Raw genomic sequence first — 15,203 nt, 5'->3', positions numbered from 1 at the left:
ATGTTCGGGCGGTTTGAGCGAACGGTTGCCCTGCGTTATCTGAGGGCCCGCAAGGGGGAGCGTTTTGCGTCGGTCATTGCGCTGTTCTCCCTTGTCGGCATCTCTCTGGGGGTGGCGACGCTCATCATCGTCATGGCCGTGATGAACGGCTTCAAGGCCGACCTCATGGGCCGGATTCTCGGCCTGCATGGAGACCTGAATGTCTATGCCTATGGGCAGGTCATCCGGGACTACAAGGATGATGCCGCATTGATCCGCAGGGTGCCCGGCGTGACGCAGGTCCTGCCCATGACGCAGGGCACGGTCCTTGCGGAGGCGGGGCGTTATTCCACCGGGGCGATGCTGGAAGGGCTGGCACAGGAGGACCTGCGGAACTGGAAGGCTCTCAGCGATGGAATCATGGAAGGTAGTCTGGATGACTTCCAAGGGGATTCCGCCGTTGCCGTGGGGGTCACGCTGGCCGAGCGGGCCGGGCTGCATGTCGGTTCGTCGCTGACCATTCTCTCGCCCAACGGGCAGGCCACGCCATTCGGCACGATGCCACGGGTGCGGAAACTGCACGTGGCCCTGGTCTTTGATGCCAACTGGAATGATTACAACAGCAACATCATTCTCATGCCACTGGCAGCCTCCCAGAAATTCCTGATGATGGGAGACGGGGTCTCGCTGATGCAGGTCAGCACCTCCGACCCGCTGAATGTCAGGCCGGTCAGCCGCCAGATCACGGAGGCCTTGAATGATCCCCGTCTTCAGGTGCTGGACTGGACACAGAGTGCCAACGGTTTTCTGGATGCCGTGACGGTAGAACAGAACGTGATGTTCCTCATCCTTACGCTCATCATTCTGGTGGCGGCCTTCAACGTGATCTCCTCGCTCATCATGATGGTCAAGGACAAGACACGGGACATCGCCGTCCTGCGGACTTTCGGAGCCAGCCGGGGCAGCGTGATGCGCATTTTCCTCATGTGCGGAGCGTCTGTTGGCGTCGTGGGGACCGTGGTGGGGACGGGGCTGGGCATCTGCTTCGCCCTGAACATCGAGCGGATCCGTCACGTTCTGGAATCCCTGACGGGCACGGACCTGTTCAATCCTGAGGTCTATTTCCTGGCCCGGCTGCCGGCCCGTCTGGTCTGGTCGCAGGTTGTGGAAGTCGCCGTGCTGTCGCTGGCCCTGTCCCTGCTGGCCACGCTGTATCCCTCATGGCGTGCGGCGAAGACCGACCCGGTGGAGGCCCTGCGTCATGAGTGACACGAAACAGACCACGGTTCTGACGCTTGAGAAGCTGGGGCGGTCCTTCCGTTCCGGGGATGAAGAACTGCACATTCTCCGGGAGGCTGATCTTTCCCTGAAAAGTGGTGAGCTGGTTGCCCTCGTGGCCCCGAGCGGCACGGGCAAGTCCACGCTGCTGCATCTGGCTGGCCTTCTGGAACGCCCCGACAGGGGAGAGGTTCTTATCAGGGAGAAGGCCACATCCAGACTGGGCGAGGCGGGACGGACGGCCTTGCGGCGGGATGAAATCGGCTTCGTGTATCAGTTCCATCATCTGCTGCGGGAATTCACGGCCGTGGAGAATGTCATGCTGCCCCAGCTTGCGGCAGGCGTGAAACCTGCCGAGGCCCGGAAGCGGGCAGAAGACCTGCTGGTCCGTTTTGGGCTGTCCCATCGGCTGGAGGCTCTGCCGGGACGCATGTCCGGTGGGGAGCAGCAGCGTACGGCCATCGCCCGTGCGCTGGCGAACCGGCCCAGCCTGCTGCTGGCCGATGAGCCGACGGGCAATCTGGATACGAAAACCGCCGATCTCGTCTTCGCCGAGCTGATGCGTGTGGTGCGGGAAGAGGGCGTGGCGGCTTTGATCGCCACCCATAATGAGGCTCTGGCGGCGGCGATGGACCGTACCGTCACGCTGGATGAAGGGCGGATCGTTCCTTTTCAGGGGTAGGGCGTTTTCTGTTCCGCCCCGGCGCGGGGGCGTGGTAAATGGGCGGCATGTCCTATGCCAGCTTTGTTCATCTCCGTAATCATTCCGCCTATTCCCTCAGCCAGGGGGCGATTCGTGTCTCCGAGCTTGTGGAGCTGGCCAAAAAGAATGCCATGCCCGCCGTCGCCCTGACGGACAGCGGCAACATGTTTGGCGGGCTGGAATTTTCCCAGAGCTGCCGCAAGGCCGGTGTGCAGCCCATCATCGGGTGCCAGCTGGCCCTGCCGTCAGCTTCGGGCAGGCCCGGTGTTCCGGCGGAACCGCTGGTCGTTCTGGCCCGGACGGAAGAAGGGCTGGAGAATCTTCAGTATCTTTCCACGCAGGGCTTCCTGAATGGGGATTCGGCAGACCCGTCCATGCCGCTGGACGTGCTGTGCAGCCGTGCCGGTGGGCTGTTCCTGTTGACGGGTGGCAACCGGGGGCCGATCAACCGGCTCCTGCTGGGGGAGCAGAGGGCTGCGGCGAAGCAGATGCTCGAGCGTCTCAGGGAGGCCTTTGGGGGGTATGTGGCCGTCGAGATCAACCGGCTGGATGAAGCTGGTGAGGAGATCACGGAGCCGCAGCTGATCGCTCTGGCCGATGAGCTGGACCTCCCGCTTGTGGCGACCAATGAATGTTTTTTTCCTCGACCGGAACTGCATGAGGCGCACGATGCGCTGCTCTGCATCGCCCAGGGGCGTACCATGGCGGAGGAAGACCGCTGGCGTGTTTCCCGTCAGGCATGGTTCAAGACTCCGGATGAAATGCGGAAGCTCTTCCATGACCTGCCGGAGGCCTGCGACAATACGCTGGTGATCGCCCGTCACTGTGCCGTGGCGGTGAATACCCGCAAGCCACTCCTGCCTGTCTGTCCGAAAGTTCGTGAAGGCAGCACGGAAGAGGAAACCCTGCGGGCCATGGCGCAGGAAGGGCTGGAGAAACGTCTGGCTGTCATGAAGGATGGGGAGAACCGTCGGGCCGAGTACGAGGAGCGGCTGGAGACCGAGCTGAAAATCATAGCCGATATGGGCTTCCCCGGTTACTTCCTCATCGTGGCGGACTTCATCCAGTGGGCCAAGGCGCATGACATTCCGGTGGGTCCGGGGCGTGGGTCCGGTGCTGGATCACTGGTAGCCTATGCGCTGACCATCACGGATATTGATCCCATTCCGTTCGGGCTGCTTTTCGAGCGGTTCCTGAATCCCGAACGTGTATCCATGCCGGACTTTGATATCGATTTCTGTCAGGACCGGCGGGATGAGGTCATCCGCTACGTGCGGAATGAATATGGCCACGAACGTGTGGCGCAGATCATCACCTTCGGGAAACTCCAGGCCAAGGCGGCCGTGCGGGACGTAGGGCGTGTGCTGGGTCTACCTTACGGTATGGTCAACCGTGTGGCGGAGTTGATCCCCAACAATCCGGCCAAACCGACACCACTGGCCCAGGCCATTGAGGAAGAACCCCGGCTCCAGGAGATGCGGGACACGGATGAGATGATCCGCCGCCTGCTGGAGATCGCCCTTCAGCTGGAGGGATTGTACCGCCACGCCTCGACCCATGCGGCCGGTGTGGTGATCGGGGACCGTGATCTTGTGGAGCTTGTGCCTCTCTACCGCGATCCACGAAGTGAGATGCTGGTCACCCAGTACAACATGAAGTTTGTGGAGCAGGCCGGGCTGGTCAAGTTCGACTTTCTGGGGCTGACGACCCTGACCATTCTCAAGCGGGGGGTCGATTTCCTGCGGGAGCTGGGGGAAGAGGTGGACCTCTCTCATATTCCGCTGGATGACAAGAAAACCTTCGAGATGATGGCCCGGGGAGACACGGCGGGTGTGTTCCAGTTCGAAGGGGCGGGCATGAGGGACATGCTCAAGCAGATGGCTGCCAGCCGTCTGGAAGACCTGATTGCCGGCGTGTCGCTCTACCGCCCCGGCCCGATGGAAAACATTCCTGAATATTGCCGCCGCAAGCATGGGGCACCGTGGGAGCCGCCTCACGAGGAAATCCGCCCGATTCTGGAAGAGACCTACGGCATCATGGTCTATCAGGAACAGGTGATGCAGATTGCCCAGAAGATGGCGGGCTACAGCCTTGGCGGGGCCGACCTGCTGCGGCGGGCCATGGGCAAGAAGATCGCCTCGGAGATGGAGAAACAGCGGGCCATTTTCTGCGAAGGGGCTACGAAGAGGGGCATCCCTGCCGAGAAAGCCGAAGAGGTGTTCGACCTCATGGCCAAATTCGCCAATTATGGCTTCAACAAGTCTCATGCTGCCGCTTATGCCTTCGTGTCCTATCAGACGGCCTGGATGAAGGCGAACCATCCTGTTCCCTTCCTGGCAGGCTGCATGTCTCTGGCACGGGAAAAGACGGAAAAGCTGGCGGCTCTCTGCCAGGAAGCCAGACGCATGGGGATCCCTGTCCTGCCGGTGGACATCAATAAATCCCAGGCCGATTTTTCCATCGAGAGGATGGAGGACGGGCAGCTGGGCATCCGCTACGCTCTGGCAGCGGTCAAGCGGGTTGGTTTCGTGGCTATGGAAGGGCTGGTGCAGGACCGTGGAGAAAAGCCGTTCTGCGATCTCACCGATTTTGCCGAACGGTGTGATTCCCGGCACATCAACAAGATACAGATGGAGAGTCTGGCCAAGGCAGGTGCGTTCGACAGTCTGGAGCCAGACCGTCACACCGTGTTTGCCAGTGCGGAGATCATCCTGCGGCGGGCGCAGTCCCGGGCGCAGGAGAAGGAAGTGGGACAGGCCGGTCTGTTCGGTGGGGGTGTCGATAGCAGCCTGCGGGAGGTCCTGCGGTTGAAGAAGGTCCGTCCCTGGCCGGATTTTGAGCGTCTCTCTCATGAGGCCGGGGTAATCGGGTTCCATATGAGTGCCCATCCGCTGGATGCTTACAGGCAGGTGCTGCGCCGACTGGGGATCACGCCTGCTCTCCAGCTGGAGAGCAGGGCGCATCAGGGTGTATCACGTGTTTCCATTGCGGGCTGTGTGGTGGACAAGAAGGAGCGTCCCACCAAGACCGGCAAGAAGATGGCATGGGTCACCCTGACGGATGCCAGCGGTGGCTGCGAAGTCACGTTATTTTCGGAAACATTGCAGAGTTGCCGGGACATGCTTGTGGCTGGGCAGGCTGTCCTGGTGCAGGCGGAGCTGAAATTGGATGGAGATGCCCTGCGCATCACGGCCAATAGCGTGCAGGACCTGGAAACAGCCGCAGCCAATGAGCAGGGAGAGCTGCGTATCTGGATTGATGATGAGGCAGCTCTGGCCCCCCTTCATGACATGCTGGCAGAGGTCAGGGGCGGGCGGGGGCGTGTCGTGCTGTTGCCTACTCTTGAGGAGACGCAGGCGATTGAGATCAGGCTGCCGGGTTTCTATCGTGTCACACCCCGTCTGGCGGAGCAGATGCACACACTGGAAGGAATCAGAAAGCTGGAACAGGCCTGAAACAGAAAGCCCCGCCTGTCAGGGCGGGGCGCTGTGGCATCAGAAGGGGATGGGAAGTTCGACACCATTGACCTTGACGGTGCCATTCTTCACGACGATGTGCCAGCCAACATGGTGGTCGGGCTCTCTGGCGCTCATGAAGCGGGCAATGAGCAGGGCGGCTTTGAGTTCTGTCGGGGCTACCCTGTTGACCCGATCGATCATTTCGCCGATCCGCCCAATGGAAAGGTGAACATCCGCCTTGAGGTTTTTTGTTCCTTCACCTGCCACGACCGTGCCCGTTCCAGTTACATCGCTGCCGTTGATGACGGTCTGGAACCTGTTGATGGTCAGATGATAGGGGGGCTGGGCTGCTGGTGTGAAGCTGACATCGCCAGACAGGGTCGGTGGCAGCAGGATGGCGCCGGGGGAATGAAGACCACTGGCATCAAACACGACATGAATGGTCGGTGTGGTGCTGAGGACATTCACATGTGCCGAGCTGGCGGTGGAGACCCGGTCTGGCCGGGTCATGGTGATGCCGCTCCAGTGCAGTTCCGGCAGGGTGTTTTTCACCTCTTCCACTTCGGGCAGAGGCTGTGTGGAGCAGACATCCGTCATGCCACGGTGATAGGCTGTCAGGGCAGCATAGGCGACCGCCGCATTGAGGCGGGTCAGGGCGGCCTCATCCATTTTCTGCTTATGATCAACAGCCGTGGCGGAGACGACCGAGATGCGGTGCTGCGTGCCTGTCAGCTCGGCTTTCATGCCCTGGATGGTTACGCCATGGCCGGTCCTGATGACCTGGCCGGGAGAGTAGGTAAAACAGTCCGCCGAAAGGTGCGGCAGCGTATCGGCCGCTGCCGTGGGCAGGAGGGACTGGCTGCTCAATGCCAGCAGGGAGAGGCTGGCTGCAGCGGCCAGCGTGCGGAAAGGACGGGCAGGATGATGTCGCATGATGTTTTTGAGAGTGGCGGAGTCCGGGGCGCCTGACAATGGGGGAGAGGAAAATTATCCTCTCCGTCCCTGCCGGGCAGAGCGTGGGGCAAAAAGGGCTGTCAGCTGGGCTACCATGGTGTCCCCCAGGTCTTCGGCTGAACTGATGGTTACGCTGTTGGCGTAATATCGTGTGACGTCATGACCGATGCCAATGGCCAGCAGTTCCCCGGATGGATCATTTTCCAGCTGATGGATGACACGGTGCAGATGCAGGTCCAGATATTCTGGCCCATTGGCGGAGGAGGTACTGTCATCGACTGGTGCGCCATCGGAAATCACCATGAGGATACGACGATGTTCCGGACGGTGTTTCAGGCGTTTCCATGCCCAGAGAAGGGCCTCGCCGTCGATGTTTTCTTTCAGCAGGCCTTCCCGCAGCATGAGGCCGATGTTGCGGCGTGCCCGCCGCCATGGCGTGTCTGCCGATTTGTAGATGATATGGCGTAGATCATTCAACCGTCCCGGTTTTGGTGGCCTGCCGTCTTGTGTCCATTTCACACGGCTTTCTCCGCCCTTCCATGTCCGTGTGGTGAACCCGAGAACCTCGACCTTGATGCCGCAACGTTCCAGCGTGCGGGCCAGAATGTCCCCACAGATGGCCGCTGTCGTGATGGGACGGCCCCGCATGGAGCCTGAATTGTCGATCAGCAGTGTGACGGTCGTGTCCCGGAAGTCGATCTTGCCTTCCTGCTTGTAGGAGAGTGGCAGGGAGGGGTTGCTGATGATGCGGGGCAGACGGGCTGCATCAAGAATGCCGTCTTCCTGATCGAAATGCCAGCGACGCTGCTGCTGGGCCAGCAGCTTCCGTTGCAGTCGATGGGCCAGACGGGAAACAAAACCTTGCGTCTGCTGGAGCTGCTCATCCAGTCTTTCACGGAGCAGGTCCAGCTCGGCCGGGTCGCAGAGATCGCTCGCATGGACCTCTTCGTCAAATTCCTGCGTATAGGCCTGATAGCCCCCAAGCCCTTTTACGGGACAGGGCCGTTCCTCTTCCGGCTGGGCAGAAGGACCTGCTGGCTGTTCGTATCCATTTTCACCCTCTGTCAGGATGGTTTCCATCTCATCAGAGGACAGACCTTCCGGGTTTGCTGATTCGTCGGAATCGTCGCTCAGGGCTGCCTGGGCATCTTCAGCCGTGCTGTCTTCTTCTTCCTGCCCGTCCGGGTCAGGGGCAGAGGATTCGCCACTTTCTGTCTGGTCGTCCTGGCTCTGCCCACGGGATTTTGAAGGGTCCGGCTCTTCTTCGGCCTCGCCTGTCTCCTTCAAGGTAAGAACATGCACGAAACGCTGGGAGGCTTCATTGAAGAGTGTCTGGTCGTTCTGCACGTCAGCCAGACGGGCCAGAGCCTCACGGGCCCTGGGGGTAAGGGACTGGCGCCATGCGGCCAATGCCGGCCCGGTCATGCTTTCCGGCAGTTTGCGGCCAGAGAGGGCCTCCCGTGTCAGCAGTTCCAGTGCGAGCGGCATGGGCATGTCGTCCTGCACAATCATTTTTGCGCTGTTGAGGGCATGAAGCCGCCGCCCCAGATAGTCTTCCAGATTGGCCTGCACCCCGGCCATGTGGCGGGCCCCATAGACCTCACAACGGGCCTGCTCCATGCCATCGGTGATGGTCTGGGTCTGGGCATCGGGGATGGTGATGCGTTTTTCCGGGTCGTGGTGACGCTGGCGCAGGGCCACGGCATCGGTGGCCCCCCGGATATAGGTCTTGTCCTCGGGAGTGAGAGCCGCACGCTCCAGAGAAGCCAGAGCGGGTGTCATGGGAACATCCTGATGACCACTCAGGGCGCGCTGCGTGGCAAAAGTTGCCTTGCGGAAGAGTTCGTGCGGATCGGACATGAGACTTAACCCAGCGGCGAGGCGTTGAAGCAGCGCTGATAATATTCAGCCACGATGCTGCGTTCGGCTTCATCACATTTGTTGAGGAAACTCAGGCGGAACGCGAAGGGAACATCATTGAAGATCGTGATGTTTTCTGCCCAGGAGAGGACCGTCCGGGGGGAGATGACGGTGGAGATGTCTCCGTTCATGAAACCGGCACGGCTCAGGTCGGCCAGTTCCACCATCTGGCCGATGAGGGTCTCCTCCAGAGCATCGCCCATCTTGGCCTTGATGATGCGGATTTCCTGTTCCTTGGGCAGGTAATTCAGGGAGGTGACAATGTTCCAGCGGTCCATCTGGCCCTGGTTGATCTGCTGGGTGCCGTGATACAGCCCTGTTGTATCGCCCAGCCCGACCGTGTTGGCCGTGGCGAAAAGGCGGAAAGACGGATGTGGGTGGATGACGCGGTTCTGGTCCAGCAGGGTCAGGGCCCCGTTGGCTTCCAGCACGCGCTGGATGACGAACATCACGTCGGGCCGTCCGGCATCATATTCGTCAAAGATCAGGCTGCATGGATTCTGGAGACACCATGGCAGCAGACCTTCTCGGAATTCCGTGACCTGCTTGCCATCTTCCAGCGTGATGGCGTCCTTGCCGATGAGGTCGATGCGGGAGATGTGACTGTCGAGATTGATGCGGACGCAGGGCCAGTTCAGCCGTGCGGCGATCTGGTCGATATGGGAGGATTTTCCGGTCCCGTGAAAGCCCTGCACCAGAACACGGCGGTTATGCATGAAACCGGCCAGAATGGCCCGGGTCGTATCCCGGTCGAACTGGTAGGCGGAGTCGATCTCGGGGACATGGTCCGTCTTCTGTGACCAGACAGGGACTTCGAGATCAAGGTCGAGCCCAAACAGCTCCCGGGCGGATTTCAGGCTGTCAGGTGTCTGGGGCAGTGTCTCGGAGAGGGACTGTGCTGAAGGGAGAGCCATGACATGATTCCTGTCACTAAGTAGGGTGGTACAAGGAAGACCGAATGAGTGTCTATCCTATTAAGGACTCTACAGGTACGATTACACAATCACCCGGTCATGAAAAGATGCAGGGAAGGCAAGGCAGCTATCCGGCTCCGGCCGTTGCCTGCTCGGTGCTGTTGGCAAAATGGTCCCGCAATGTGGCGTAGGCCGTTCCGATGACCTTGAAGCGTTCTTCCGCTCTTGGGTCGTCCCTGTTGGCATCAGGGTGATAACGGCGTGCCAGGACACGGTAGCGGGTCTTGATGATTTCAAGCGTGGTCGGCCATTCAAGATCAAGCTGGGCCAGGGGCTCACGTAGGGCTGGCGGGGCCTGCCGTCTCGTTTCGGTTGCCCGGGAAGGGCGACGGTGCCGGTTCAGGATGTCCAGGGGGTCATGCAGATCATCCAGTGTGAAGGAAGCCCGTGCCGAATCGTTGCCTGGCGTGCCCATTTTCCATGAAGGGCGCTGCCAGGAGGTATCTTCCCGCAGGTGGCGTTCGATCTGCCCCGGCGTCATGCCCCGGTAATAGTCCCAGCTGGCATTGTACTGGCGGACATGCTCCAGGCAGAACCAGTAATAGCTGCGCAGGTTGTCCCGTCCCCGGGGGGCCCGGTACCCTGCCGGCCTGTCACAGTCCGGGTGGTCGCAGCATTGCTGGGGGGCGTCCGGGTCCGGTGCGAAGGCTTTGTGTCTGGATGGTTTGCATTGCATGATGGACGATATGGGGAGAGGTCTGGCATGGATGCAAGCATCCTTTTCCTGGTGGGGAAAGATTCCTGTTATGGGCAGGACAGATGGAACCTGTAACTCCGTGGATGAGCGTGGAAGAAAACCGATGAAAAGAGTCGACCGCATGAGGGCAGTACTGGAGGAGGCCCTGAGCCCGTCCATACTGGAGATACGGGATGACAGTGCACGCCACCGGCATCATGCAGCCATGCGTACCCAGGCCCAGGAAAGCCGGGGGCCGGAGCAGGTGGGCGAGACGCATTATCATCTGCATGTCGTCAGCCGCCGGTTTGACGGGATGAAGACCCTGGCCCGACACAGGCTTGTGAATGACCTGCTGGCCGGGGAGTTCCAGACGGGCCTTCATGCCCTCTCCCTGTCTCTGGAAGGGGAGAGCCAGCCATGAAGCGCATGATGGCAGGCAGCCTGCTGTTCTGGGCCGGCATGGTGGCGGCTCCGTTGGCTGTTTCTGGTCTCACGGGGTGTGCCACATCAGGCTATGATCATCTTGTCACGAATGACAGGCACGATATCCGTCGGGTGGAGACCTATCTCAACGGGTTGTCGTCCCTCCAGGCGTCATTTGTGCAGGATGGCCCGGCCCAGCAGCAGGGGGATGGACATTTCACCTATGTGCCCGGACGGTTCGAGATGGTGTATGAGGTTCCTCATGCCATGAGGGCCGTGGCCCGTGATGGTCGGTTTGTCCTCCGGAATGCTGATAATGGTGCCGTGACGCACCTCTCTCTCAAGCGGAATCCGCTCGGACTTCTGCTCCGTCATCCTGTCAGTTTTGACAGGGATGTTCAGGTGACGAATGTCTCCCGTGGGACAGAATCGCTCCAGCTTTCCGTGGCAGAGGCTGACAATCCTTCCCAGGGGCTGTTGACCCTCCAGTTTTCTGACGTGCGTGGCCATCTGACCCTTGTTGGCATACAGGGGGTGGATGCCCGTCACCATCATTTTGGTCTCTCCCTGTTCGACGTGCAGGAGAACCAGCCTGTTTCCGAAAGCAGCTTCAGTCTGCCGGAGTAGCAGCTGGATGGATCACAGGGCCGAACAGGGCCGTCCAGCTTTTCAGTAGGGCCCTGTCGGCATCTTCCATCTGTAGGGCTGGGTTGAAGCGTTGCAGGCTGGTCACGCCATAGTCCCGGATGCCGCAGGGGATGATCCCGTCAAAGTCACTGAGTCGTGGCGAGACATTCAGTGAAATTCCGTGCCAGCTGACCCAGCGTGTGACACGGATTCCCAGAGCGGCGATCTTGGTTTCCAGCCCGCTTTCCCTATCGAAACACCAGACGCCGATACGGCCTTCCCGGGTGAAGGCGTCAATTCCCAGCTCCTGAAGGCTCATGATGAGCCAGCGTTCCAGCAGCTGGACGAAGGCCCGTATGTCCCGTGCGGGGAGGGGGCCGTGCGGCTGCGTGAGGTCCAGCATGACATAGGCGATGCGTTGTCCGGGACCGTGATAGGTCCACTGGCCACCCCGTCCGGCTTCGAACGTTGGATAGCCCTGAGAGTTGATGAGGTCTTCAGCCCTGGCAGAGGTCCCGGCGGTATAGAGGGGGGGGTGTTCTGTCAGCCAGATACGTTGGGGGGCCTGCTGATGGTGGATGGCCTCCACCTGCTGGCGCATGAAGGACAGGGCTTCGGGATATGGGCAGGTTTTTTTATCCGCCTGCCAGATAATTTCTTTATAAAACCGTGTCATGACCATTGCCCTCCCTGTTTTGATGGGCTATAGGCCATTTCACCGAAGCGGTCACGCCTCAGACGAGGGAAAACGGGACTGCTGATCACGGAGCGGCCGTGGCGGAATGGTAGACGCGCAAGCTTGAGGTGCTTGTGGGGGAAACCCCGTGGAAGTTCGAGTCTTCTCGGCCGCACCATATTTCTTCTGCAATTTGAGGATATGGTCCGTAACATGGGTTCCACCGTGTTACGTCTTTTTCATGAAAAACTGATTGTTGGCATCGGGATGGCCCCTGTATCGAAGATGTACTTTAGGTTACATCTTGCGTGGCGGCCTGTTTACCTGTGAGCAGCCGCCTTATGCCGAGATTGATGGATGAGTGCTCTGTCGGATGATGGAAGGCAGGGCAGACAGACCGAGAGAGAGCTGAGATGATCAAGCCATTGAAAAAAGCCGTTCTGCCTGTTGCAGGTCTGGGGACACGCTTCCTGCCAGCAACAAAGGCCATGCCAAAAGAAATGCTGCCCGTCGTGGACAAACCACTTATCCAGTACGCTATTGATGAGGCCCGTGCTGCCGGCATTGAGGAGTTCTGTCTGGTTACGGCCCGTGGCAAGGACAATCTGATTGATTATTTTGATATTGCCTACGAGCTTGAAAGTACCCTGAAAGAGCGGAAAAAGACGTCCGCCATCAAGGCTCTGGAAAGCAGCAGTGTGGAGGCTGGTTCACTGGTGGCTGTGCGCCAGCAGAATCCTCTGGGGCTTGGTCATGCCATCTGGTGCGCCCGCAACTTCATCGGGAATGACCCATTCGCCATTCTTCTGCCGGATGACATCGTCCAGGGTGGGCGCAGCTGTGTGGCCCAGCTGGCTGATGTCTACCATCAGACAGGGGGAAATGTGGTTGCTGTGGATGAGGTCCCCCGGGAGTGGACGGACCGCTACGGTATTCTGAAAATTGGCGAGGATGATGGGCGCAAGGTGGAGGTCAAGGGACTGGTTGAAAAGCCCGCTCCGGCAGATGCTCCTTCCAATCTTGCCATCATTGGCCGGTATGTCCTGACAGCTGACGTGCTCAAGCCACTGTCCGCTCTGAAAACCGGCGTGGGTGGTGAAGTGCAGCTGACGGATGCCATGGCCGAGATGATCGGCAAGGTGCCGTTCCATGGTCTGCGTTATGAAGGCACGCGGTTTGACTGTGGCAGCAAGCTGGGCTTCCTCGAGGCTCAGGTTGCTCTGGCGCTCCAGCGTGAAGACCTGGAAGATGACGTGCGTGCCTTCCTGAAGAAATATGCCTGAGAGGATGTGAGCTCATGACGGGATTCAAGCATCATTTTGAGCCGACCAGCCTGCGGGAATACGATATTCGCGGCATTGTGGGGAAAACCCTTCATGCCGAGGATGCCTATGCGCTGGGCCGTGTTTTTGCGAGCATGATCCGCCGGGGCGGTGGGAGCGTGGTGACGGTGGGCTATGATGGCCGCCTGTCATCGCCGGAACTGGAGGAGGCACTGGTCCGTGGTGCCGTGGATTCCGGTGTGACGGTGCGCCGTGTCGGGCGTGGGCCGACCCCGATGCTGTATTATGCGGCTGTCACGGGGGAGTCTGACGGTGCCATCATGGTGACGGGCAGCCACAATCCACCGGATCATAACGGCTTCAAGATGATGCTGAAGGGCAAGCCGTTTTTTGGCGAGCAGATCCGTGAGGTTGGCCGTCTGGCCGCAGCGGGTGACGTCGTGCCCAAGGCAGAAGGGAAGGTCGAGACGATTGATCCTTCTGAAGCCTATATTGAGCGTCTTCTCAAGGATTATGACGGGGAGCGGCCGCTGAAGGTCGTGTGGGACAATGGCAACTCCGCTGCTGGTGAGGTGCTGACCCGCTTGGTGAAGAAGCTGCCTGGTGAGCATACGGTCCTGTACCCTGAAATTGATGGGACCTTTCCGAATCATCATCCAGACCCGACCGTCGAGGGGAACCTGCAGGATCTGATCAGGACCGTCCGTGAGAAAAAAGCGGATATTGGCGTGGCCTTTGATGGCGATGCCGACCGGGTTGGCGTCGTGGATGGCAAGGGAGAGATTCTCTGGGGGGATCAGATTCTCGTTCTGCTGGCCCGTGACGTGCTGAAGAAACACCCGGGAGCGACCATCATTGCAGACGTCAAGGCCAGTCAGGTGCTGTTTGATGAAGTCGGCAAGGCTGGTGGTGAGCCTCTGATGTGGCGGACCGGGCACTCCCTCATCAAGAGCAAGATGGCCGAGACGTCGTCTCCTCTGGCGGGTGAGATGTCCGGGCATATCTTTTTTGCCGATAAGTGGTATGGATTCGATGATGCCCTCTATGGGGCGATCCGTGTTCTTGGGATCGTCGCCCGTCTGCCCGGCACTCTGGCAGACATGCGGGAGGCCCTGCCACAGATGGTCAACACGCCGGAGCTGCGCTTCCCTTGTGATGACACCCGCAAGTTTGATGTCATCAAGGAAGTGGCCGAGCGCCTGAAGAAGGAAGGGGCTGATGTGTCTTCCGTGGATGGCGTGCGTGTGAATACGCCTGATGGCTGGTGGCTGCTTCGTGCTTCCAATACGCAGGCGGTTCTTGTCGGGCGTATTGAGGCGCAGTCTCATGAGGGGCTGGCCCGCCTGAAGAAGGCGTTTGTCAGTCAGCTGGAGGCCTCTGGGCTTCAGGCGCCGGATTTTGACGCTGCCGTTGCCGGACACTGAGACCTCGGGGGAAGCACCGCCATCTCGTTTCTGAGGATGGCGGTGCTCTGAGAAAAGGTGGACTGGCTTTGCAGAAGTAAATGGCTTGGGCGGAATGTGCTGGACTGGCTCATTCCGCCCAATTGCGTTTCATGCGGGGAGGAAGTGGCGTCGGGTGGTGGCTTTCTGTGTGGGCGCTGTTTTGCTGGGCTCCGGTTTGTCCATTCTCCCTTCTGTGATGCCTGTGCCCTGCCCATCACGCAGGAGGAGATGGCCGAGCGTGGGATGCTTTGTGCAGACTGTGAAAGGTCTCCACCGCCATGGCACAGGGCACGGGCGGCTTTTCTGTATGAAGGACAGGCCCGCAGCCTTGTCATGGGACTGAAATATGGAAGCCGGACAGAACATGCTGCAGCTCTGGCCCATTTCATGGCCCGGGCAGGGGGGGACCTGATAGGACCGGATGTGGTGCTTGTGCCTGTTCCTGTGCATCGTGGGCGTTTGTGGCAGCGTGGATATAATCAGGCGGCCCTGATGGCCATGGCCCTTGCCCGACGGGAAGGGCTTGCCTGTTATCCAGATGCGATGCAACGGCGGTTCAGGACTGCATCTCTCGCAGGGCTCTCCCGGCAGGGGCGGCGGAGGCAGATGGCGGGAGCTGTCACGCTGCGGCCCCGTTACTGGAGTTTGCTGCGTGGGCGCCGGGTCGTGCTGGTTGATGATATCCTGACAACAGGGGCTACGGCAGAGGTCTGTGTAAAAGCATTGCTTGAGCATGGCTGCCTTTCCGTGGATATTCTTGTGGCAGCCCGGGTGACACTGGCATGACATCCGGCTTTGAGACCA

13 protein-coding genes and 1 tRNA gene are annotated in these 15,203 nt (G+C 59.9%); 9 read left to right on the top strand and 5 right to left on the bottom strand.

Translation table 11 applies throughout. The features are described 5' to 3' along the window. The 3 genes from DTQ13_RS00675 to dnaE are packed head-to-tail and all read left to right on the top strand — an operon-like array spanning window position 1 to window position 5,415. Complete coding sequence (locus DTQ13_RS00675) at window positions 1-1,248, top strand: lipoprotein-releasing ABC transporter permease subunit (RefSeq protein WP_043559921.1); 1,248 nt, start codon at window positions 1-3, stop codon at window positions 1,246-1,248. After that, entirely contained in the window at window positions 1,241-1,939 is a 699-nt protein-coding gene (locus DTQ13_RS00670) for an ABC transporter ATP-binding protein (RefSeq protein WP_043559924.1), read from the top strand. The genes DTQ13_RS00675 and DTQ13_RS00670 overlap by 8 nt, the downstream gene beginning before the upstream one ends. Before the next feature lie 47 nt (window positions 1,940-1,986). Further along, the gene (dnaE, locus tag DTQ13_RS00665) at window positions 1,987-5,415 is read left to right on the top strand and encodes a DNA polymerase III subunit alpha (RefSeq protein WP_086431448.1); all 3,429 of its coding nucleotides are present in this window, start codon (window positions 1,987-1,989) and stop codon (window positions 5,413-5,415) included. Window positions 5,416-5,454: 39 nt separating this feature from the next. On the opposite strand, the gene DTQ13_RS00660 is transcribed toward dnaE, so the two are convergent. From DTQ13_RS00660 to DTQ13_RS00645, 4 genes are all read right to left on the bottom strand, one after another. Then, complete coding sequence (locus tag DTQ13_RS00660; RefSeq protein WP_248460746.1) at window positions 5,455-6,351, bottom strand: hypothetical protein; 897 nt, start codon at window positions 6,349-6,351, stop codon at window positions 5,455-5,457. Window positions 6,352-6,405: 54 nt separating this feature from the next. Beyond that, entirely contained in the window at window positions 6,406-8,232 is a 1,827-nt protein-coding gene (locus tag DTQ13_RS00655; protein WP_081563220.1) for a cobaltochelatase CobT-related protein, read from the bottom strand. Window positions 8,233-8,237: 5 nt separating this feature from the next. Further along, window positions 8,238-9,206, bottom strand: a complete 969-nt coding sequence (locus DTQ13_RS00650; RefSeq protein WP_043559934.1) for an AAA family ATPase — start codon at window positions 9,204-9,206, stop codon at window positions 8,238-8,240. 127 nt (window positions 9,207-9,333) lie between these two features. Next, window positions 9,334-9,942, bottom strand: a complete 609-nt coding sequence (locus DTQ13_RS00645; RefSeq protein WP_043561138.1) for a J domain-containing protein — start codon at window positions 9,940-9,942, stop codon at window positions 9,334-9,336. Window positions 9,943-10,084: 142 nt separating this feature from the next. On the opposite strand from DTQ13_RS00645, the gene DTQ13_RS00640 reads away from it, so the two are divergent. Both DTQ13_RS00640 and DTQ13_RS00635 read left to right on the top strand, forming a co-directional pair. Then, window positions 10,085-10,366, top strand: coding sequence for a BolA family transcriptional regulator (locus tag DTQ13_RS00640; RefSeq protein ID WP_227431452.1), 282 nt, complete (start codon window positions 10,085-10,087; stop codon window positions 10,364-10,366). Then, window positions 10,363-10,995: an outer membrane lipoprotein carrier protein LolA gene (locus DTQ13_RS00635; RefSeq protein ID WP_227449710.1), complete on the top strand. Its 633-nt coding sequence runs from the start codon at window positions 10,363-10,365 to the stop codon at window positions 10,993-10,995. The genes DTQ13_RS00640 and DTQ13_RS00635 overlap by 4 nt, the downstream gene beginning before the upstream one ends. Here DTQ13_RS00635 and lipB read toward each other — a convergent pair. Beyond that, complete coding sequence (gene lipB, locus DTQ13_RS00630; RefSeq protein WP_043561142.1) at window positions 10,979-11,671, bottom strand: lipoyl(octanoyl) transferase LipB; 693 nt, start codon at window positions 11,669-11,671, stop codon at window positions 10,979-10,981. The two genes, DTQ13_RS00635 and lipB, sit on opposite strands and share 17 nt — an antisense overlap. A 92-nt stretch (window positions 11,672-11,763) precedes the next feature. Here lipB and DTQ13_RS00625 point away from each other — a divergent pair. The 4 genes from DTQ13_RS00625 to DTQ13_RS00610 all read left to right on the top strand — a co-directional run bounded on the left by DTQ13_RS00625 (window position 11,764) and on the right by DTQ13_RS00610 (window position 15,185). Continuing rightward, a tRNA-Leu gene (locus tag DTQ13_RS00625) sits at window positions 11,764-11,849 on the top strand. Window positions 11,850-12,084: 235 nt separating this feature from the next. Next, window positions 12,085-12,954 (top strand): UTP--glucose-1-phosphate uridylyltransferase GalU, encoded by an 870-nt coding sequence (galU, locus tag DTQ13_RS00620; protein ID WP_043559938.1) that lies wholly within the window; start codon window positions 12,085-12,087, stop codon window positions 12,952-12,954. 14 nt (window positions 12,955-12,968) lie between these two features. Further along, window positions 12,969-14,378: a phosphoglucomutase/phosphomannomutase PgmG gene (gene pgmG / locus DTQ13_RS00615; protein ID WP_248460741.1), complete on the top strand. Its 1,410-nt coding sequence runs from the start codon at window positions 12,969-12,971 to the stop codon at window positions 14,376-14,378. A gap of 57 nt (window positions 14,379-14,435) precedes the next feature. Then, complete coding sequence (locus DTQ13_RS00610; RefSeq protein ID WP_248460740.1) at window positions 14,436-15,185, top strand: ComF family protein; 750 nt, start codon at window positions 14,436-14,438, stop codon at window positions 15,183-15,185. The last annotated feature ends 18 nt before the right edge of the window (window positions 15,186-15,203 follow it).

It is taken from the genome of Parasaccharibacter sp. TMW 2.1888 (assembly GCF_023167265.1).
Taxonomy (GTDB): Bacteria; Pseudomonadota; Alphaproteobacteria; order Acetobacterales; family Acetobacteraceae; genus Bombella; species Bombella apis.
The sequence above is the reverse complement of the archived record's forward strand: the minus strand, read 5'-3'. Positions and strand labels throughout refer to the sequence as shown.